This is a genomic window from Amycolatopsis pittospori, assembly GCF_013870525.1.
Lineage (GTDB): Bacteria > Actinomycetota > Actinomycetes > Mycobacteriales > Pseudonocardiaceae > Amycolatopsis > Amycolatopsis pittospori.
The window spans coordinates 15,282-34,185 of the sequence record NZ_JACBXD010000009.1; the positions used below are offsets into that span (position 1 = coordinate 15,282).

The 18,904-nt window shown below is 68.0% G+C and carries 26 protein-coding genes; 17 read left to right on the top strand and 9 right to left on the bottom strand.

From position 1 onward, the window contains the following. Positions 1-22: 22 nt before the first annotated feature. Entirely contained in the window at positions 23-550 is a 528-nt protein-coding gene (locus H5J31_RS07005) for a histidine phosphatase family protein (protein WP_181771646.1), read from the bottom strand. Beyond that, positions 547-1,377 (bottom strand): alpha/beta fold hydrolase, encoded by an 831-nt coding sequence (locus H5J31_RS07010; protein WP_181771647.1) that lies wholly within the window; start codon positions 1,375-1,377, stop codon positions 547-549. Before H5J31_RS07010 ends, H5J31_RS07005 begins: the two co-directional genes overlap by 4 nt. 58 nt (positions 1,378-1,435) lie before the next feature. Between H5J31_RS07010 and H5J31_RS07015 the strand changes: the two genes are divergently transcribed. From H5J31_RS07015 to H5J31_RS07045, 7 genes are all read left to right on the top strand, one after another. Beyond that, positions 1,436-2,092, top strand: coding sequence for a class I SAM-dependent methyltransferase (locus tag H5J31_RS07015; protein ID WP_181771648.1), 657 nt, complete (start codon positions 1,436-1,438; stop codon positions 2,090-2,092). 52 nt (positions 2,093-2,144) lie between these two features. After that, a complete protein-coding gene (locus H5J31_RS07020; RefSeq protein ID WP_181771649.1) occupies positions 2,145-2,540 on the top strand; it encodes a nitroreductase/quinone reductase family protein in 396 nt (131 codons plus the stop codon). Positions 2,541-2,605: 65 nt separating this feature from the next. After that, positions 2,606-3,001, top strand: a complete 396-nt coding sequence (locus H5J31_RS07025; protein ID WP_181771650.1) for a MerR family transcriptional regulator — start codon at positions 2,606-2,608, stop codon at positions 2,999-3,001. Beyond that, the gene (gene trxA / locus H5J31_RS07030; RefSeq protein ID WP_181771651.1) at positions 3,002-3,340 is read left to right on the top strand and encodes a thioredoxin; all 339 of its coding nucleotides are present in this window, start codon (positions 3,002-3,004) and stop codon (positions 3,338-3,340) included. A 279-nt stretch (positions 3,341-3,619) separates the two neighbouring features. After that, complete coding sequence (locus H5J31_RS07035) at positions 3,620-4,450, top strand: MBL fold metallo-hydrolase (RefSeq protein ID WP_181771652.1); 831 nt, start codon at positions 3,620-3,622, stop codon at positions 4,448-4,450. 142 nt (positions 4,451-4,592) lie between these two features. Next, positions 4,593-5,216, top strand: coding sequence for a LysE family transporter (locus tag H5J31_RS07040; protein WP_181771653.1), 624 nt, complete (start codon positions 4,593-4,595; stop codon positions 5,214-5,216). 61 nt (positions 5,217-5,277) lie between these two features. Continuing rightward, positions 5,278-5,712 (top strand): VOC family protein, encoded by a 435-nt coding sequence (locus H5J31_RS07045; RefSeq protein ID WP_181771654.1) that lies wholly within the window; start codon positions 5,278-5,280, stop codon positions 5,710-5,712. Here H5J31_RS07045 and H5J31_RS07050 read toward each other — a convergent pair. From H5J31_RS07050 to H5J31_RS07070, 5 genes are all read right to left on the bottom strand, one after another. Beyond that, the gene (locus H5J31_RS07050; RefSeq protein WP_181771655.1) at positions 5,709-7,472 is read right to left on the bottom strand and encodes a S9 family peptidase; all 1,764 of its coding nucleotides are present in this window, start codon (positions 7,470-7,472) and stop codon (positions 5,709-5,711) included. The genes H5J31_RS07045 and H5J31_RS07050 overlap by 4 nt on opposite strands. Positions 7,473-7,494: 22 nt before the next feature. Next, the gene (locus H5J31_RS07055) at positions 7,495-7,932 is read right to left on the bottom strand and encodes an SRPBCC domain-containing protein (protein WP_181771656.1); all 438 of its coding nucleotides are present in this window, start codon (positions 7,930-7,932) and stop codon (positions 7,495-7,497) included. Further along, entirely contained in the window at positions 7,929-8,246 is a 318-nt protein-coding gene (locus tag H5J31_RS07060) for an ArsR/SmtB family transcription factor (protein ID WP_181771772.1), read from the bottom strand. Before H5J31_RS07060 ends, H5J31_RS07055 begins: the two co-directional genes overlap by 4 nt. Positions 8,247-8,313: 67 nt before the next feature. After that, on the bottom strand, positions 8,314-9,012 hold the full coding sequence (locus tag H5J31_RS07065; protein ID WP_181771657.1) for a lysoplasmalogenase family protein: 699 nt from the start codon (positions 9,010-9,012) through the stop codon (positions 8,314-8,316). Positions 9,013-9,072: 60 nt separating this feature from the next. Next, positions 9,073-10,083: a GlxA family transcriptional regulator gene (locus tag H5J31_RS07070; protein WP_181771658.1), complete on the bottom strand. Its 1,011-nt coding sequence runs from the start codon at positions 10,081-10,083 to the stop codon at positions 9,073-9,075. A gap of 43 nt (positions 10,084-10,126) precedes the next feature. On the opposite strand from H5J31_RS07070, the gene H5J31_RS07075 reads away from it, so the two are divergent. Continuing rightward, the gene (locus H5J31_RS07075) at positions 10,127-10,894 is read left to right on the top strand and encodes an NAD(P)H-dependent oxidoreductase (protein WP_181771659.1); all 768 of its coding nucleotides are present in this window, start codon (positions 10,127-10,129) and stop codon (positions 10,892-10,894) included. 2 nt (positions 10,895-10,896) lie between these two features. On the opposite strand, the gene H5J31_RS07080 is transcribed toward H5J31_RS07075, so the two are convergent. Continuing rightward, positions 10,897-11,466 carry a flavodoxin family protein gene (locus H5J31_RS07080; protein ID WP_181771660.1) on the bottom strand — a complete coding sequence of 190 codons (570 nt, stop codon included), beginning with the start codon at positions 11,464-11,466 and terminating at the stop codon, positions 10,897-10,899. A gap of 94 nt (positions 11,467-11,560) precedes the next feature. Here H5J31_RS07080 and H5J31_RS07085 point away from each other — a divergent pair, with 94 nt between their 5' ends. From H5J31_RS07085 to H5J31_RS07125, 9 genes are all read left to right on the top strand, one after another. Continuing rightward, positions 11,561-11,977 (top strand): MarR family winged helix-turn-helix transcriptional regulator, encoded by a 417-nt coding sequence (locus H5J31_RS07085; protein WP_181771661.1) that lies wholly within the window; start codon positions 11,561-11,563, stop codon positions 11,975-11,977. A gap of 52 nt (positions 11,978-12,029) precedes the next feature. Beyond that, positions 12,030-12,857, top strand: a complete 828-nt coding sequence (locus tag H5J31_RS07090; protein WP_181771662.1) for an SRPBCC family protein — start codon at positions 12,030-12,032, stop codon at positions 12,855-12,857. A 188-nt stretch (positions 12,858-13,045) separates the two neighbouring features. After that, positions 13,046-14,197 carry a sensor histidine kinase gene (locus H5J31_RS07095; RefSeq protein ID WP_181771663.1) on the top strand — a complete coding sequence of 384 codons (1,152 nt, stop codon included), beginning with the start codon at positions 13,046-13,048 and terminating at the stop codon, positions 14,195-14,197. Further along, positions 14,194-14,856 (top strand): response regulator, encoded by a 663-nt coding sequence (locus tag H5J31_RS07100; RefSeq protein ID WP_181771664.1) that lies wholly within the window; start codon positions 14,194-14,196, stop codon positions 14,854-14,856. Before H5J31_RS07095 ends, H5J31_RS07100 begins: the two co-directional genes overlap by 4 nt. Positions 14,857-14,924: 68 nt before the next feature. Beyond that, on the top strand, positions 14,925-16,562 hold the full coding sequence (locus H5J31_RS07105) for an acyl-CoA carboxylase subunit beta (protein WP_181771665.1): 1,638 nt from the start codon (positions 14,925-14,927) through the stop codon (positions 16,560-16,562). Further along, positions 16,559-16,777, top strand: a complete 219-nt coding sequence (locus tag H5J31_RS07110) for an acyl-CoA carboxylase epsilon subunit (protein WP_181771666.1) — start codon at positions 16,559-16,561, stop codon at positions 16,775-16,777. Before H5J31_RS07105 ends, H5J31_RS07110 begins: the two co-directional genes overlap by 4 nt. Before the next feature lie 117 nt (positions 16,778-16,894). Continuing rightward, the gene (locus tag H5J31_RS07115) at positions 16,895-17,716 is read left to right on the top strand and encodes a helix-turn-helix domain-containing protein (protein WP_181771667.1); all 822 of its coding nucleotides are present in this window, start codon (positions 16,895-16,897) and stop codon (positions 17,714-17,716) included. Positions 17,717-17,936: 220 nt separating this feature from the next. After that, positions 17,937-18,143, top strand: coding sequence for a DUF397 domain-containing protein (locus tag H5J31_RS07120; protein ID WP_181771668.1), 207 nt, complete (start codon positions 17,937-17,939; stop codon positions 18,141-18,143). Continuing rightward, entirely contained in the window at positions 18,140-18,460 is a 321-nt protein-coding gene (locus H5J31_RS07125; protein ID WP_181771669.1) for a hypothetical protein, read from the top strand. The genes H5J31_RS07120 and H5J31_RS07125 overlap by 4 nt, the downstream gene beginning before the upstream one ends. Here H5J31_RS07125 and H5J31_RS07130 read toward each other — a convergent pair. Next, on the bottom strand, positions 18,457-18,636 hold the full coding sequence (locus H5J31_RS07130; protein ID WP_236004812.1) for a hypothetical protein: 180 nt from the start codon (positions 18,634-18,636) through the stop codon (positions 18,457-18,459). The genes H5J31_RS07125 and H5J31_RS07130 overlap by 4 nt on opposite strands. Positions 18,637-18,904 lie beyond the last annotated feature (268 nt).

Sequence of the window (18,904 nt, forward strand, 5' to 3'; positions counted from 1 at the left end):
TCAGATGCCGTACACCACCGCATCAGAGAATCAGGGGGAAGACCGCGGGCATCGGCATGTCGCGTGAGAACGGCCAGTCGATTCCCTGCCTGACTCCGGCCAGCAGACGGGACACGAACGTCCCGTGGCTGCCGACCAGCACGACACCGCCGGGGTGCTCCGCCGCGAGTTGCTCGACAACGGCCGTCGCCCGCGCCGTCAGTTCTCGCAAGGACTCGCCGCCCGGGCGTGCGAAGTCAGGTTCGGCCCAGCTGCGTGCGTAGTGCCTGGCGTAGTCGGGCGTCGGCTCCAGACCCGAGTCCCACTCGCGTAGGTCCCAGCGCGTGGTGACCTCAAGCCCGGCTCGCAGGGCTGCTGGAGCGACCGTCTGGATCGCTCGCGCATACGGACTCGACACGACGGCCGTCGGTTTCAGCGCGACGAGTTCCTGAGCGAGACGTTCGGCCGCGGCCGCACCCGCCGCCGTCAGGGGCCGGTCCGGGTCGTCCGGTTCCCCCGGTGTCGGCGGAACGGATTCGGCGTGACGGACGAGAACGATCTCGCAGTTCACGCGCGTTCGGCCACCCACTCGAGGGCGGCTTCGCCATGACGAAGGACCGAGATGTGCCCGTCCCCGGGGAACGAGCGCAACTCCGCCGTCGCGCACTGACGGGACAGCCACTCTCCATGCCCGAAGGGCGCGATCCGGTCCTCGCCGCCGTGCAGGAACAGCACCGGTGCGCTGATGTCCGACGGCTGGAACCCCCACGGCGCGACATACCCGAGGTCGTCGTCGATCAACCCGTCCGGCCCGCCTTCGATCGCGGGGCCGACGACCTCGGTGAACCAGTTCCAGGGACCCGACAAGGCCGCATGATCCGCCGGGGTGAACATCTCGGCGTCGTACTCGGCCGAGGCCTCGTACTTCTCCTTTTCCGCCCGCCCCGCCGAAGCCGCCGTCAAGGACGCGACTCCCGCCGCGCTCATTCCGGCGAACCAGTCGAGCCCGTCGGCTCCGTACGGAGCCATACTCGCGACGCCGACCACCGCCGGGACCCGCTCCGGCAGCAAGGCCGCGCAGGCGAGTGCGTGCGGGCCACCGCCGGAATGCCCGAAGACCGCGAACCTCTCGATCTTCAGCGCATCGGCGACCTTCTCGACGTCCGACGCCGCAGACGCGATGTCCCGGCCGGGCCGAGGAGTCGAGCCGCCATAGCCGGGCCGGTCGTACGAGACCCACCTGAGTCCGAGCCGCTCGGCGGCCGCGAACAGCGGAACCGGCGGGGCGCCGATGTTCGGGGTCCCGTGGTGCCAGAAGACCACCGGCCCGTCGCCGCCCGTGTCGTACGCGTGCAGCGTGGTCCCGTCCCCCAGGTCCACGTCGGACTCGTTCACCATGCGCCGAGCTTAACGACCGGAACCGACAGGTTCCGGAATCGCTGTACCGTCGGCGAGCGTGACCGACCAGACGCGCCGGAGCTACGACCTCGTGGCCGACCGGTACGCCGAAGAACTCGGCGACGAACTCCGGCACAAACCGCTGGATCGCGCCCTCCTCGACGCCTTCGCCGAGTTCGTCCAGGGCGGGACCGTCGCGGACATCGGCTGCGGCCCCGGACAGGTCGCCGCCCATCTGGCCACCCGAGGGCTACAGGTCGTCGGCCTGGATCTCTCGACTTCGATGTGCGACGCCGTCCGACGGCGTACCTCCCTTCCCGCCTGCGCCGCGGACATGACGGCCTTGCCGGTACGGGCCGAAGGCCTGGCCGGTCTGGTCTGTCTTTACGCGACCATCCATCTCGACGACGGCCGCCGGGCCGTCGCCTATCGCGAGTTCGCCCGGGTCCTGCGGCCCGGCGCGCCCGCCTTGCTCTCCTTCCATGTCAGTGACGCCGACTTCCCGGCCGGCGGGGTGAAGACCCTCGACACCTGGTGGGACCACGACGTCGCCCTGGATTTCCGGTTCCTCGACCCCGACACCGAGATCTCGGCACTGCGGACCGCGGGTTTCGCCCTTGTCGCCCGGCTCGATCGCGGACCGCACGCCGGGGTCGAACACCCCAGCGAACGCTGCTCCCTGCTGTTGCGCCGGACCGCCATCGGGCAACCTTGACCTTGCCCGACCTTTCGAGTCCCTCTCTTCGAGCAGAAGGATCAGGAGTCGCATGTCTCGCTTTCATGAGATCCAGCACCGGGTGGTCACGACCTTCCAGCGGCGCGTGGGCAACCCGCTTCTCGTCCGGTTGCCGAATCAGGCGATCCTGGAGACCACCGGCCGCAAGTCCGGGGTGCCCCGGCAAACCCCGATCGGGGGACGCCGAGTGGGCCGCGAGTTCTGGATCGTGTCGGAGTTCGGCGAGAAGTCGCAGTACGTCCGCAACATCCAGGCCGATCCGAGCGTCCGGGTCCGGCTCAAGGGCCGGTGGCACACCGGTACGGCGCATCTGCTCCCCGACGACGACCCCCGCGCCCGGCTGAAGGCCCTGCCCAGGCTCAACAGCGCCGCCGTCCAGGCCATGGGCACGAATCTCCTCACCATCAGGGTCGACCTCGACGACTGACCGGAACCGCCCGCCCGGATCTCGTCTTTGCCTTGACGCCAAGGGCAAGGTTTACGCTCGGAACCATGCGGATCGGCGAACTCGCCGCGCGGACCGGGACCACCACGCGCGCGCTGCGTTTCTATGAGTCACAAGGACTTCTCGACGCACGGCGCGCGTCGAACGGATACCGGGAGTACGACGAAGACGACTACCGCCTGGTCAACGAGATCCTGACCCTGCAGGCGGTCGGGCTCAGCCTCGAAGACACCAGGCCGTTCGTCGAATGCCTGCGCGCCGGTCACGAGACCGGCGATTCGTGCGCCGATTCGATCGAGGTCTACCAACGCAAACTCGCCGAGGTGGACGCCTGTCTGGCCAAGCTCAACGACGTGCGGGGAGGCCTTTTGGCCAAGCTGGCGGGCGCCTTGAAGACGCCGCCGGGACCGTGTGTCGTCATTCCAGGAAAAGAGGAATCCTGAATGTCAGCCCTTTCCGTCGTCACCGATGAAACATTCCGAGAACTGGTCCTGGACCAGGACAAGCCCGTCCTGGTGGACTTCTGGGCGCAATGGTGCCCGCCTTGTCACATGATCGCGCCGGTGCTCGCCGAGATCGCCGACGAGCGCGCCGACGCGCTGATCATCCGCAAGCTCAACTCCGACGAAAACCCCCTCACGGCAAGGAATTATCAGGTCATGTCCTTGCCGACGCTGATCCTCTTCCGCGACGGAAGTCCTGTGTGGACGACCGTCGGCGCACGTCCGAAGGCCCGCTTGCTGGCCGACCTGGACGCCGTTCTGCAGACGACCGGCGTCTGATCACCTCCCCTCCCGCCGATCTCCAGCTCGCCTTCGACATTACCGAGATTCGAACGTACGTGCTAGCAACAATTCAGCGAACCGCGAACTCTTGCCTTTCCCCAGCGAATATGCTTTCGCAGGTCAAGTGGCGATAATACGAGAATATTCAGGCCAGGTCAGTGTCGTGAAAGTACCTTTCACGACACTGGCCGCGCTCCCGCACGCGTCCCCTCGACCGAAACGACCCCGTCTTCGAAGCCGACGTACGGTATCGACCACCACGACGACGGGAGCCTCATGCTGAACCAGGTCGCAGAGGGTGTGCTGATCCACCGGAGCGAGATACTCCGGAACAACACCGTGGTCGTGCAGGGCCGAGGCGGCGTGTTACTCGTGGACGCCGGGATAACGGGCGATGAGATGGCCTGTCTGGCGAGCGACCTCCGCGAGTCGGGACAGCCCGTCATAGCCGGTTTCTCGACGCACCCCGATTGGGATCACGTGCTCTGGCATGCCGAACTCGGTGAAGCGCCTCGTTACGGCACTGCCCGCTGCGCGGCCTTCATGCGGGATCTGCTGTCGAACGCGGACTGGAGGGCGCGTGCCGCCGAGGGATTACCGCCGGAAATCGCCGAGGAGACACCACTGGACCTGTTCGGCCTCATCACGGGTCTGCCTCCGGGAACGACGCGGATTCCTTGGGATGGCCCCACGGTCAGGATCATCGAGCATCCGGCGCACGCCCAGGGCCACGCGGCGCTGGTGATCGAAGAACGCGGGGTTCTCGTCGTCGGCGACATGCTTTCCGATCTCTTCATCCCGATGTTCGGCGACGTGAACGGCGCCAATGACCCGATCGAGGAGTACCTCGCCGGACTGCGGCTGCTCGAGGGCGTGGCGGACGACGTCGAGGTCGTCATCCCCGGTCACGGGTCCGTCGGCAGAGGTGCCGAGGTACGCGAGAGGATCGAACTGGATCGAGCGTACGTGCACGCCGTACGTGACGCCCGGGTTCCCGACGACCCGCGGATCGGCTCGTCGGTCGAGCCCGGCTGGGAGTGGGTGAACGACATCCACGAAGGGCAACTCCGGCGCCTCGCCCAAGGAGCGGACCGCCTGAGCCCGTAATCGTGTTGCGCACAGAGCCTTCCGTTCGCATTCTTCAGCACATGACATCGACCCTCGCCTTCCTGCCGACGCCGTCCGTCTCCCGACGGGTGCGGGTGCGGCAGCAGGCCGGGACCGGTCGGAGGCCGACACCGGTCCGACCGTGAGCGCCGCGCTCGTCGCGGGCCTGCTCGCCGGATACGGCATCGCCGTCCCGGTGGGCGCGGTCGCGACCTATCTGGTGGTGCTGACGGCTCGGACAGGACTCAGGATCGGCGCTTACGCCGCACTCGGCGTCGCCACGGCGGACGGGCTTTACGCCCTGATCGCGGTGCTCGGCGGCAGCCGGCTCATTCCGGTCATCCAGCCGATCGCCGTACCGCTGCGGTGGGTTTCGGTGGCGGTGCTGCTCGGACTGGCCCTCCACATCGGATTCACTGGGATCCGGAACTTCCGCGACTCCGCGAAGGCCGACGTGAAGGAGCCAGTGGCGATCGGGCCGTTGAGGGCCTACGTGAGCCTGCTCGGGATCACGCTGCTGAACCCGACCACGGTGGTCTACTTCGCGGCGCTCGTCCTCGGCAGCGAGGAGATGGCTTCGGCGACCGGCGCGGAACACGTGGTCTTCGTGGTCGCGGCGTTCGTGGCCTCCGCGAGCTGGCAACTGTTCCTCGCGGGTGGCGGCGCCGTCCTCGGCAGGGCACTCACCGGACGTCGCGGGCGGCTGGTCACGGCGCTCGCGTCCAGTGCGCTGATCACGGTGCTCGGCGTCCGCCTGCTCTGGTGATCCCCGCAGGGATTTCCGATCGAGGACCGTGGTTGTCCGCATGGGTTGCGAGCCTGAGCCCATGACCGAAACCACGGAACGCCCGGCCACCCTCCACTCCTACCTCGCCTACCGCGACGCGCCGAAAGCCCTCCGGTGGCTCGAACGCGCCTTCGGCTTCGAGACCCTCATGGAGCACCCCGACGAGAACGGCCTGATCCTGCATTCGGAGCTGCGACTCGGCGGAGTCGGAGTCGTCGTTTTCAGCGCCGAGGAGGACTACGACCGCCTGACGCGCAAGGGCGAAACCGTCGGCCACGGGCTCTACATCAGCCTTCCGACGCAGGGAGCCGTGGACGCCGTCTTCGCCTCCGCCGTCGAGGCCGGCGCGACGCCGGTCTGGGAACCGGCGAGCACGGAGTGGGGGAACTACCGCTGCCGCGTCGACGATCTCGAAGGCTATGAATGGACCTTCGGCACCCACGTTCCCGGCGTTCCCCAGGCCGCCTGGAGCTAGAGCAGGCGGGCGAACCACTCGCGGCAGCGACGGAGGACGTCCAACTGGTGGTCACGTCCGCGGATCGAGTGTCCTTCGCCCGGATAGACGACGAGTTCGTGTTCGACGCCGAAGCGGCGTAGTGCGCGGTGGAAGAACTCCGCCTGGGACAAGGGAACGTTGGTGTCGTTCGCGCCGTGCACGATCAGCACCGGGGTCTCGATCTTCGACGCGAAGGAGATCGGGCTGAGCTGATCGTGCCGGTGCGGGCCGCTTCCTTCCCAGCCGAAACTGCCGCCGAGCGCGGCCTCGAAGGGACCGAGTTCCCCGGTCGCGGCGAGCATTCCCCAGTCGCAGATCCCGGCGCCCACCATCGCCGCCTTGAATCGGCGGGTCTGCCCGACGGCCCAGGCCGCCATGAAACCGCCGTGACTCCAGCCCTCGATCCCCAGCCTGTCCGGGTCGGCGACCCCCTCGTCGACGAGGAGGTCGATCCCGGTTTCGATATCGCCCCATTCCTCCAACCCGACCCGGCCGGCGACACAGGCGGCGAATTCGTGCCCATGTCCTTGTCCGCCACGGGGATTCGGCAGGAAGACGGCGTGGCCGGCCAAGGCCAGCCATTGCGCGGACGGGTACCAGTTGAGCATGAAGCGATCGGCGTGCCGGTCGTACGGTCCGCCGTGCACCATGGTGACCATCGGGAACGGTCCGTCCCGCCGGGTCCTTCCCGGCGGGAGGACCAGCAGGCCGTCCAGAGCGAGCCCGTCGGACGCCTTGTAGGACAACCGTTCCTGAGCGCCCCACCCGAATTCTCCGAGCTCCGGTGCCGTGTCACTGATACGCGACAGCTCACCGCCGATCGGTCCACAGTGGACCTCTTTCGGCCGGTGAGCCGTGCTCAGGACGGTGGCCACGACTTCGCCGTTCGACACCACCGCGTCCGCGAGACCGCGCCACAGCGACACCTCGCCGGAGCCGAGCCGGTGGAGCGCGGTGTCGAGGCCCTCGGCGACGAGCACCAAGGGCGCACCGGAATCGACCTGGGCGAGCCGGACCGGGCAGGTGGTCGTTCCGGCCGTCAGGTTCCGGTGCTCCCCCGTTTCCACGGGGACATCGAAGACCGCGAACCCGCCGACCAGTTCCGGCGTCCCGAGATAGGCGATGTGCCAGCCGTCGTGGTCTCGCCACCAGACGGGGCTGGTGGCCTCGACCTCCGCCATCCCGAGGTCGGTCGTACGACCGGTTTCCGGATCCAGCAAGGAAAGACGCGGTTCGAGAGCGCCGGGATCGAGTTCCGGGGTCGGCCAGGAGAGTACGGCGAGCATCCCGTCCGGACGGCAGGCGACGTCGACGACGTGGTCTTCGGCGAGCGTCTTGATCTCCCGGGTCCGCGGGTCGAAACTCCGCAGCCGTGCCGGGCGAAGGCTCTCGCTCCAGACCCGGATTCCCGGAACCGGCGTCTCGTCCTCGGCGATGAACACGACCTTGTCGCGCGTCGGCAGAAAAGCGGTGATCTCGCTTCGCCAGGCGATCGGCTCGTCATCCGAGTAGAGCCGCCCGTCCCGGAGGAAATAGAGCGTCGTGGAGTCCGGCGACCATTTCGGCGAGGTGCCTTCGGTCAGTTTCCGAGGCTTTTCACCGCCGTCGGTGGCGGCCAGCCAGATCTCGGGAACGCCCTTCGCGACGGTCGCCACCCGATAGGCGACCCAGCGCCCGTCCGGCGACAGTGCGGGTTCCGACGGGACATGGCTGTCGACGATCGACTCAGCACTCAGCATGTCCCCATACTGTCGGAAAAAGCTACTCCGACAACGCCTTGCCCAGTTTGTCGAGCCAGTCACCGGTGCCCTGTTCCCGCCAGGCCGGCTCCTCGTGACCGTCGAGGAAGGTGCCCTGTTCGATCAACGTCAGCCGGGTGCCACCGGCCTCGGCTTCGAACAGGATCGTCGTGACGGACACGGTCGCCAGGACGCCTTTCGCGGAAAGCTTCGTCCCGTAGACGATCCGCTCGTTTTCGACGATGTCCTCGTAGTGCGAGTCGGCGGTCATCCGTTTCCCGTCATCGGGCGGGCCGCTGGTGACCTCGCGGCCGCCGACGCGGAAGTCCAGTGAATGCCCTCCGCCGGGCACGGCGAACCATCCGGCCTTCGCGGCGGGATCGGCCCAAGCAGCGAAGACGCGCTCCGGCGGCGCGGTGTAGACGCGTTCGAGGGTGAAGGTGGCGTGTTTGACGGTCATGACTTTTTCCCTTCATCGAAGTTCAGAAAGTCGCCCAACCGGTCGAGCCGGTGTTCCCAGCCGGTGCGCTGCCCGCCGAGCCAGTCCTCGGCCATTCGCAGCCCGTCCGGCTCGAGATGGCAGGTGCGGACGCGGCCGGCCTTCTCCGACCGGACCAGCCCGCAGGCTTCGAGCACCTGAAGGTGCTGCATCACCGCGGGTAGCGACATCGACAACGGCTGCGCGAGTTCCCCGACCGAAGCCGGTCCTCGCGTGAGCCGCTCGATGATTTCGCGGCGGGTCCCGTCGGACAGGGCCTTGAACACCTGGTCCATCCGTTGGTTAGGCACATGCTTAACCATGCACCCACGCCGAGCGTTAGTCAAGCAGATGCTTAACTTTCTACTCCTCCGCGGTCATACCTTCGACGAGCAGCCACTGGGACGCGAGGTACGAGGTCAGCACGAAGGTTTCGAGGTTGGCCCGCACGCGCTCGCTGGTGACGAAGTTGCGGCGGATCAGGATCGCCAGGTCGGACGCGGAGAACAGCAGCGCGCCGACGGCGAGCCAGGTCCGGCGGTCGCCCGACGGGACGACCATCCCACCCGACACGCGAGCCTTCGGCGCGAGCACCGGATCGGCCGCGAGGGTCGACGTCGTGCTCAGTAGACCTCCGTAGATCGAAAGCACCGAAGACACCGGAGACGGCTTCGGGAGCGTCATCGCGACGGCGGCCGCCGCCCAGGCTCCGAGTCGAGGTGACGCCGTCGCCGTACGCGGCCGCGCGCCGCGACGCCACAGGAAGGCGGAGTACAGCACCTGCATCACGCCGAACGACGTCGCACCCTTGATCAGTTCGCGGTCTTCATGCGACCGGCCCATGAAGTGGTCGCCCGCGCCTGCCGCGATCAAGGCGGCGACGAGCAGGCCCTTCTCCCCCGGTGCAAGCGTTTGCGCCCGGGCGACGCGAGCAGCGAGCACGGGGACGGCGGCCGGTTTGGTCACCAGCTGCAACCGCCGGTTGCCGGTCCTGGCGGAGTACACCGTGCCGATCGCGGCGGCGCCGAACAGCACCCGCTCGGCGAACTTGAGGACCTTCACCAACCACCTCCGGAACTTATTTCCGGGTAAGTTACCAGGCGGTCAGCACGCGGACGTCTCTTAAACGGCTTCGCGGAAGGTGTTCCGGTAGGCGCTCGGCGAAACACCCAGTGACGCCTGCAGATGCTGGCGCAATGACGCGGCGGTCCCGAAACCGGCTTCGGCCGCCACCTTGTCCACCGGCAGGTCGGTCTCTTCGAGCAGCTGCCGGGCCCGTTCGATCCGCTGCTGGGTCAGCCACTGCAGTGCCGAAATCCCGACCTCGTCGCGAAAACGCCGGGTGAACGTCCTCGTGCTCATCGACTCGCGGGCGGCGAGTTCGCGCAACGTCAGCGGACGGTCGAGATTCTCCAGCGCCCAGGCTCGCGCCGCAGCCGTCGACGACGACTGTGGTTCCGGCACCGGACGCCGGATGAACTGCGCCTGCCCGCCCTCCCGATGCGGCGAGACGACCGTTCCGCGCGCGACCTCGTTCGCGATGGCGGCACCGTGATCGCAGCGGATCATGTGCAGGCAGAGGTCGATCCCGGACGCGACGCCCGCCGCGGTCAGCACGTTCCCGTCGTCGGTGTAGAGCACGTTGGGATCGAGGTCGACCTTCGGGAACTTCGCCTGGAAGTCCAGCGCCGACCGCCAATGCGTGGTCGCCTTCCGGCCGTCGAGCAGGCCGGCGGCGGCGAGGACGAAGGCGCCCGTGCAGATCGACGCGATCCGCGCCTCCGGCCGGATGAGGTCCAGGGCTCGCGCGAGCGGCGCGGTGAGGTCGTGTCCGGACGGCTCGTACTCGGTGGACGACGCGGGGATGACCACCGTGTCGGCCTCGGCCAGCACCTCCGGCCCGTGCGTGACGGTGACGGTGACGTCGGCGTCGGTCCGGATCCGCCCCGGCTCCGGCGCGCAGGTGACGACCTCGTAGAGCGGCTCGCCATCGGGCGATTTGGCCGTGCCGAACAGCCGGGTCACGATGCCCAGCTCCATCACCAGCATTCCGTGGCGGACCAGCACGGCGACCCGGTGCCGGCCCGGATGCGCGAAAAAGGCCATGGCTCGATTCTTGCACATGTTGGCCATCGGGCCACTCGATTCCGAGGCCGGCCTGAGAGACCTTGGAGCCATGAACGTGTTGTGGATCTTCGCCCACCCGGAACCCCGCTCCCTCAGCGGAGCGTTGCGCGACGAAGGGTTGCGCACGCTCCGCGAGCAGGGCGCGAACGTGCGCGAATCCGACCTGTACGCGATGAAATGGAACCCCGTCGTCAACGCCGAGGACTTCGGCGCCGCGGCCGAAAGCGACCGGCTGATCGTCGGCGCGACGTCGAAAAAGGCCTTCAACGACGATGAACTGAGTGACGACATCCTTGCCGAGCAGGAAAAACTGGCATGGGCGGACGCCGTGATCTTCCAGTTCCCGTTGTGGTGGTACGGAATGCCCGCGATCCTCAAGGGCTGGTTCGACCGCGTCTTCGTCAAGGGTTTCGCTTACGGCGTCCAGCGTCCCGACGGCCGCACCCTGCGGTACGGCGAGGGGACACTGGCCGGCAAGCGCGCGATGGTCCTGCTGACCGCGGGTGCGCCCGAGCGGACGATCGGACCGCGGGGTGTGAACGGCGAGATCAACGACCTGCTGTTCCCGCTGCAGCACGGAACCCTGTGGTACGCGGGAATGTCCGTACTCCCGCCGCTCACGATCTGCGGCGCCGACCGCGTTTCCCCCGAGCGGTACGACGCCGCCGCCGAAGCGCTGCGCGGCAGGCTGCGGTCACTGTCCACAAGCGACCCGATCCCGTTCCGCCGCCAGAACGGCGGCGACTACGACGAAGACCTGGTCCTGCGTGACGACCTCGCGCCCGGCCGGAGCGGAATCGGCGTCCACACGTCCTGAGGTCAGACGCGCACGAGGTCCGCGCCGGCGAAGAAGGTCTCGGCCGCCTTGAGCGCGCCCTCGTCGAGCAGGACGTCGCCGGGACGGCTCCCGTTGCCGATCAACTGCCCGCCCCAGTGCATTCCCAGGTATTCGGCGGTCTTACGCAGGGTTCCGATCACCGGTTCCGTTTGCTCAGGCCGCTCGGCGAGCGCGCTCACTCCCCACAGGGTCTTGCCGCGCATCTGGTCCTTGAAGCGGAGTTCCGGCTGGTCCAGCCAGCCCGCCCAGTGGTCGAAGTACAGCTTCACCGACGCCGAAACGCTGTACCAATAGACCGGCGACGCGATCACCAGATCCGTGGCCGCCATGGTCGCGTCGTACAGCAACCGCTCGTTACCGGCGGGTGGCACGAAGTCCTCGCCGTCGTGTTTCCGGTCCACGAACGGCGTCAACGGCACCTCGGACGTCCGGATCCACCGTTGCTTGGCGCTACGGGGAAGCTCCTTCGCCGCCCGCCTCGCCAGCATTTCCGTGTTGCCGCCCGCACGGGCGCTGCCGAGCAGGAACAGGAAGCTTCGTTCGTCGGGCATCGCGATCCTCCGAAGTGATTTCAAAGTACATGTATGCGCAAGCAGATGCTGTCACTGCATGTAAACTGCTGTCAAGGAACGCAGGGAGATCGCCATGACCGCCGACGAGCTGGCGTGGGGCCGCGTCATCATGTTGCACGGACGCATCGAGCAGGAGCTCACCAAAGCGCTGCAGCGCAGGCATGGACTCGGGCTGTCCGAGTACCGCGCGCTCGGCAAACTGGCCGCCACCGAGAAGGGCGTCCTGCGCATGCAGGAACTCGCCGAGGCGATCGGGCTCAACCAGAGTTCGGTGAGCCGGATGGTCGCCCGCCTCGAAGACGCCGGCCTGACCGACCGCGACCCCTGCGAAAACGACCGCCGCGGCGTGTACTCGTGCATCACCAAGGAAGGCCGGAAACGGCACGCCGAAACCGAGCCGACCTATCAAGCGGTCCTGGCCGCCGCCCTCGACAAGGCCCACGCCGACCCCGACCTGACGACCGCGGTGGCCGCCCTCCGCGACGTTTGACCCAGTATTCCTTCGCGGTTATATTCCCCTAAAGGCACATTAGGAGGTAACCGTGACCGATCGCGCCCGGTTGGAAACCACCGGAGAGCGTCCCGCGCTCCGCGTCGAACGACGACTCGCGCACAGCCCCGAACGCGTCTGGCGGGCGATCACCGAACCGGCGGAACTCGCGCGGTGGTTCCCCGCATCGGTCGCCGTGGACCTGCGACCGGGCGGGGCCATCAAGTTCACCTTCGAAGGCGAAGAGGCCCCGACGCTGGGCGAAGTCCTCGAAGCCGATGAACCGCGCGTCTTCGCCTTCACCTGGAACGACGACGTCCTGCGCTGGGAGATCACCCCGGAGAAGGACGGCAGCCGTCTGCTGTTCACGCATACCTTCGGCCGAGGTGAACCCGCCATCGCCAGGGTCGCGGCCGGGCGCACGGCCGCCGGCTGGGACAGCTGCCTCGGCGCCCTCACCGCGTTGCTCGACGGCGAAGAGTACGAGCAACCGAAGGACTGGGTCGGCCCCATCGAGGCCTACATCGAGGAGTTCGGTCTCGCGGACGGCGAAGTCCTGGAAACCGCGGACGGCAAGGTGATCCGCTTCCGCCACGACCTGATCTGGAAGCCGCTCGACGAGGTCTGGGCACTGCTCACCCCCGAGCGGGCGGCGATCGGCTCGGGCACCGTCACCCGCGAGGAACCGCCGCGGGTCCTGGAGTTCTCCCTGCCCGACGGCGGAATCGTCCGCTGGGAGTTCAGCCATTCCGAACTCGAGGGCACCATGGTCGAGCTGACCCGGACGGTTCCGAGTGGACTCGACGAAGTCGTGCCCGAGGCGCTGCGGAAATGGCGGAAGAGGCTGAAGGAGTTCTTCGCGGCGGCTCACGGAGCCTGACTCGTCATGTGCCGTCCGTCCCATCACGCGTGCCGTCCGTCCGATCACGGGCGTCGTCCCTCCGATCACGGGCGTCGTCCCTCCGATCACGGGCGTCGTCCCTCCGATCACGACCCCTGATCTCCACCCTGGGGATGACCTCCGCCGGACGGACGCGCGAAAGCCGGACGTCCGGCTAGGTTCGCCGTATGAAACCGCCGTCCGCGCTCCCTGCCCGGGTATCGCGCGTTCTTGACGTGCTTCTCGCGCTGGTTCTCGTCGTGGCCGTCGGCGGGAACCTGGCCGCGGGGACCTGGACGTTCAACGTCGCCATCCCGGTATGGGTGGCCTGGGCCGCGATCGGCGCCTGCGCGGTCGCGATCGTGCTGCGACGCCACAAACCCGTGGCGGCCTTCGGCCTCGCGCTCGTCACGATGCTGCCCGCCTCGCTCGCGGGCGGCGGCCTCGGTCCGGCCACCGCCCTGGCCACCGCGACCGCCCTCTACACGGTGGCGCTGGAATACCCACGCCCCCGTTCGCTGATCGCGATGGGTGCGGGCCTGGTCGTCGTCGTGTTCCTGGAACTCCTGCACCTCGGCCCGAACACGCTCGCTTCGGCCGCGTTCGCGGGCGGCGGGATGGCCGGTTCGTGGGCGCTGGGCTGGACGGCACGGCAGCGGCAGGCGAACCTCGCCGAGCTCGCGGAGGCCCAAGCCGACCAGGCGGTTTCCGACGAGCGGCTGCGGATCGCGCGCGAAATGCACGACGTCGTCGCGCACAGCATGAGCCTGATCGCGGTGAAGGCGGCGGTGGGAAACCATGTCGCTCAAGAACAGCCGGAAGAAGCACGCGAAGCCTTGCGGGTCATCGAACTCACCAGCCGCGAGACCCTCGTCGAACTCCGGCGGATGCTCGGTGTCCTCCGATCCGGGGACGGCACCCCCGAAGCGGCACTCGGTCCCGCGCCGAAACTCTCCGAACTGAGGACGCTCGCCGAACGCGCCGGGCAGGCCGGTGTCCGTGTCGAACTGACCGGCGAGGAGATCGACGATCTCCCCGAAGGCGTCGCGCTTTCGGTGTACCGCATCACGCAGGAGGCGGTGACCAACGTCGTGAAGCACGCGGGACCGTCGACCTGCCGGGTCACGATCACCGAAGGCCGGGGCGAGGTCGGCGTCGAGATCGTCGACGACGGACGCGGCGAAGGCACTGTCGCCACCGTCGGCGGACACGGTTTGATCGGTATGCGGGAGCGGGTCGCGGTCTACGGTGGGGACTTCGAAGCGGGACCTGTACCCGCTGGGGGATTCCGGGTGTACGCGCGGCTGCCGTACGCCGTAAAAGAAGTGGGGACACGATGATCCGCGTGCTGATCGCCGACGACCAGGCGTTGCTGCGCGGCAGTTTCCGCGTGCTCGTCGACAGCGCGCCCGACCTCCAGGTCGTCGGCGAGGCGGGCAACGGCGTGGAAGCGGCCGAACTGGCCGAGAAGGAACGCCCCGACGTCGTGCTGATGGACGTCCGCATGCCGGAGCTGGACGGGATCGAGGCGACCCGGCGGATCTGCGCGTCGGCCGCCACCGAAGGCGTCCACGTGCTGATGCTGACGACCTTCGACCTCGACGCCTACGTCTACTCGGCGCTGCGCGCGGGTGCGAGCGGCTTCCTTCTCAAGGACACCCCGCCCGCCGAACTGCTGTCCGCGATCCGGGTCGTCGCGGCGGGCGAAGGGCTGCTCGCGCCGTCGATCACGCGACGGCTGATCGCCGAGTTCGCGCGGCTGCCGGAACCCGGCCGGCGCGTCGCGGCCACGCTCGACAACATCACCGCACGCGAGCGGGAAGTACTCGGACTGATCGCGCGCGGGCTGTCGAACGACGAGATCGCGGGCACGCTGCACCTCGGGCTGGCGACGATCAAGACGCATATCGGCCACCTCCTGCACAAACTCGCGGCACGCGACCGGGCGCAGCTGGTGATCGCCGCCTACGAGTCCGGTCTGGTGCGCGCGGCGCGGTGACCCGGAGGGCGGAGGACGTTGCCTACGCCACACGCGAAGTGACCGTCGAGTAGCTAGGCTGCGGATTCATGAGCAGTGCGACGGAGCCGCTCGGGACGCCGCCCGAGGACGAACCGGACATCCACACCACGGCCGGCAAGCTGGCCGACCTGTACCGCCGTTACGACGAGGCGGTGCACGCGGGTTCCGCGAGGGCGGTGGAGAAACAGCACGCCAAGGGCAAGAAGACCGCTCGCGAGCGGATCGACCTGCTGCTGGACGAAGGCTCGTTCGTCGAGCTCGACGAGCTGGCGAAGCACCGCTCGGTCAACTTCGGCCAGGAGAAGAACCGGCCCTACGGCGACGGCGTCGTCACCGGCTACGGCACCGTCGACGGCCGTCCGGTGTGCGTGTTCAGCCAGGACGTCACCGTCTTCGGCGGTTCGCTCGGCGAGGTCTACGGCGAGAAGATCGTCAAGGTGATGGACCTGGCGATCAAGACCGGCCGCCCGATCATCGGCATCAACGAGGGCGGCGGCGCGCGGATCCAGGAAGGTGTCGTCTCGCTCGGCCTGTACGGCGAGATCTTCAACCGCAACGTCAAGGCGTCCGGTGTCATCCCGCAGATCTCGCTGATCATGGGCGCCAACGCGGGCGGGCACGTCTACTCCCCCGCGCTGACCGACTTCGTGGTGATGGTCGACAAGACCTCCCACATGTTCATCACCGGTCCCGACGTCGTGAAGACCGTGACCGGCGAAGAGGTCTCCTTCGAGGAACTCGGCGGCGGGCGCACGCACAACACCCGTTCGGGCAACGCGCACTACCTCGGTTCCGACGACGATGACGCGATCGCGTACGTCAAGGAACTGCTCTCGTTCCTCCCGGCGAACAACCTGTCCGAAGCGCCGCTGCTCGAAACGGACGCACCCGCCGGAGGGTTCTTCGACGACGTCACGGACTCGGACCGTGAACTCGACACGCTCATCCCGGACTCGCCGAACCAGCCGTACGACATGCACGAGGTCATCAACCGCATCGTCGACGACGGCGACTTCCTCGAAGTCCACGAACTGTTCGCGCCGAACATCCTGGTCGGCTTCGGCCGGGTCGACGGCCGCAGCGTCGGCATCGTGGCGAACCAGCCGACCCAGTTCGCCGGCTGCCTCGACATCGACGCGTCCGAGAAGGCCGCGCGGTTCGTGCGCACCTGCGACGCGTTCAACATCCCGGTGCTGACCTTCGTCGACGTCCCGGGCTTCCTGCCGGGCACCGACCAGGAGTGGAACGGCATCATCCGGCGCGGCGCGAAGCTGATCTACGCCTACGCCGAAGCGACCGTCCCGCTCATCACCGTCATCACCCGCAAGGCGTACGGCGGCGCGTACGACGTCATGGGGTCGAAGCACCTGGGCGCCGACATCAACCTCGCGTGGCCGACGGCGCAGGTCGCCGTCATGGGTGCGCAGGGCGCGGCGAACATCGTGCACCGCAAGACGCTCGCCGCGGCCGCCGCCGACGGCAAGGACGTCGACGCGCTGCGGGCCGAACTGATCCAGGAGTACGAAGACACCCTCCTGAACCCGTACGCGGCGGCCGAGCGCGGTTACGTCGATTCGGTGATCGTGCCCGCGCACACCCGCGGCCACATCGCGAAGGGACTCTCGCTGCTGCAGGGCAAACGAGAGTCGACGCCGCCGAAGAAGCATGGGAACATCCCGCTGTGAGCACGCCCGAAACCCCGCTGTTGCGGGTCGTCCGAGGCAATCCGAGCGACGCCGAGGTCGCCGCGCTGACGGCCGTCGTCGCGGCGGTGGCCGGCTCACGGGCGCCGGAACCGGCGCCGAAACGGGACTCGTGGTGGGCGGACAAGGCCGCGCTGGTGCGGGCACCACTCGCCCCGGGTGACGGCGCTTGGCGGGCTTCGGCCCTTCCTCGCTGACCCCGGCTCGGCGAACGGCGCGGATCCAGGCTTCGCGGACTATCGTTGCAGGCCTGGCGGGCCGTCTCGGACGGCTTGCCAGGTCCTACGAACCGTGATCGCCCCAGAAAGCCGTGCGTGACGAACCAGGACCACCTCTCCACCGAATTGCGCCGTCTGCGCAAAGCCGCCGGGTTGTCCGGCACCGAGGCGGCGAGGCTCACCGGCCTCAGCCAGTCCAAGGTCTCCCGGGTCGAAACCGGCGCTTTCATGCCGACCGAGGACCAGGTCGTCACGTTGTGCCGCGCCTACCGCGCGCCCGCGTCCGTCCGGCGGACCCTGGTCGCGATCACCCGCGACCTGCGTGAAGAGGCCGCCTCCGCCCGCGTCGTGCTCCAGCGGGGCGCCTGGCGGATGCAGCAGCGCATCGGCAAGATCGAAACCGCGTCCGCCCGGATCCGGAGTTTCCAGCCGACCATCGTGTTCGGCCTGCTCCAGACCCGCGACTACATCACCGCGCTGTTCCGCGATTCCCTGCCGGACGGCGAACGCGACCAGACCATCGAAGCGCGACTGGAACGCCAGAAGATCCTCGAATCGGACCGCGAGTTCCATTTCGTGCTGACCGAGGGCGCCCTGCGCTGGAACATGGGCGGTGCGACGACCATGCTGGCCCAGCTCGGCCACCTCATCGACCTGTCCTGCCGCGGCAAGGTCCGGCTGGGCGTGATCCCGTGGACCGCGCCCGTGTCGGTCGCCGTCCTCCACGGTTTCGACATCTACGACTCGCGCGCGGTGCTTCTCGGCACGCAGACGGCGACGGCGCTCGTCACGGACGAACGCGAAGTCGCCGACTACGAGAAGAACTTCGCCGAAGTCGAGCACTACGCCACCTACGACGCCGTCGCCTGCGCTCATCTGGCCCGGATCGCGGACGACTACCGACGGTTGGCCGGCTGAACTACTCCAGTGACCAAGGACTCTTGGCGCTATGCACCCTGAGAGTGCATCGTGAGTAAAGCAGCTGTCGGTGAAGGTCCCTTTTTCTGCGCCGAGCGCGATCTTGGTGCCCTTCACGGACCGTTCGCCGAACCGCGGCGGCAGATCACCCGAAATTGACAACTTTGCCTCCGCGCAAGCCGTCTACTTGCCGAAACAGTCACTGGGGAAAGGCACTCCGATGACCACCTGGCACGAACGCATGACCGACTGGCACAAGTCGACCTACACGCACTGGGAAGAGAACGCCTGCGTCGAAATCGGCGGGCTGCCCGGTCTGGTCGGCATCCGCGACACCAAACAGTGGGCACTGCCGGACGAGACCCGGCCGATCCTGGTCCTCCCGGCCGCGTCCTTCGCCGCCCTGATCGATCACTTGGGCCGATGAACGACGTCGCCGAGCCGTATATGGTCCACGATCCGCGGGAGATGGCGGGCCAGCTGATCAACGGCAACTGGATCGTCGCGCGCTGGGAGCACCTCGCCGAAGACGAGGACCTGGAGCGATGGACGGCCGTGCTGCGCGAGAACTGCGAAGAACTCGGCGTCGACCCGTACGTCATCAACATCCCGCGGAAGAGCCTCACCATCGTCTTCAACGGCGCGCTCCCCGCACCGACGTTCGAACAGCTCGAGAACTCGATAGCCGCCATCGAGTATCACCGCTTCCTCGAACGCGAAATCGGACCGAGACGCCTGAACTAGGCGACCTCGGGGGCGGCCCGCATCCCGAGGTAGACACACTCCGTGCCGGTCGAAAGCGTCGAGAAGACCACGGGCATCCAGTCTTCACTGAAGGACGGCCCGGCACCTGAAGCCCCGAACACCGAGTCCGTCACCGGGACCAGGACCATGTCCAGTGGCGGCGAAAAGTCCTTCATGCCGTCGACGAACTCGTACGTCGGCCCGGGTGACCGTGCTGCTGCCGGCGGCCGTAGTGCTGCTGGGCGTACTGGCCGCGCCGGCCATGCGCCGCCCGACCCCGCGCACGCCTCCCCCGGCCCCCGCTCCCGAGGCCGCCAGCACCGCCTCCCGCATCTAGAGGACTACTTGCGATCGGCAGGTCCCCTCAGTCGCGCAATGAAAGACCCGTTACTTGCAAATTTTGCAAGTAACGGGTCTTTCATGGCATCCGCGGGAGGGCGGAAG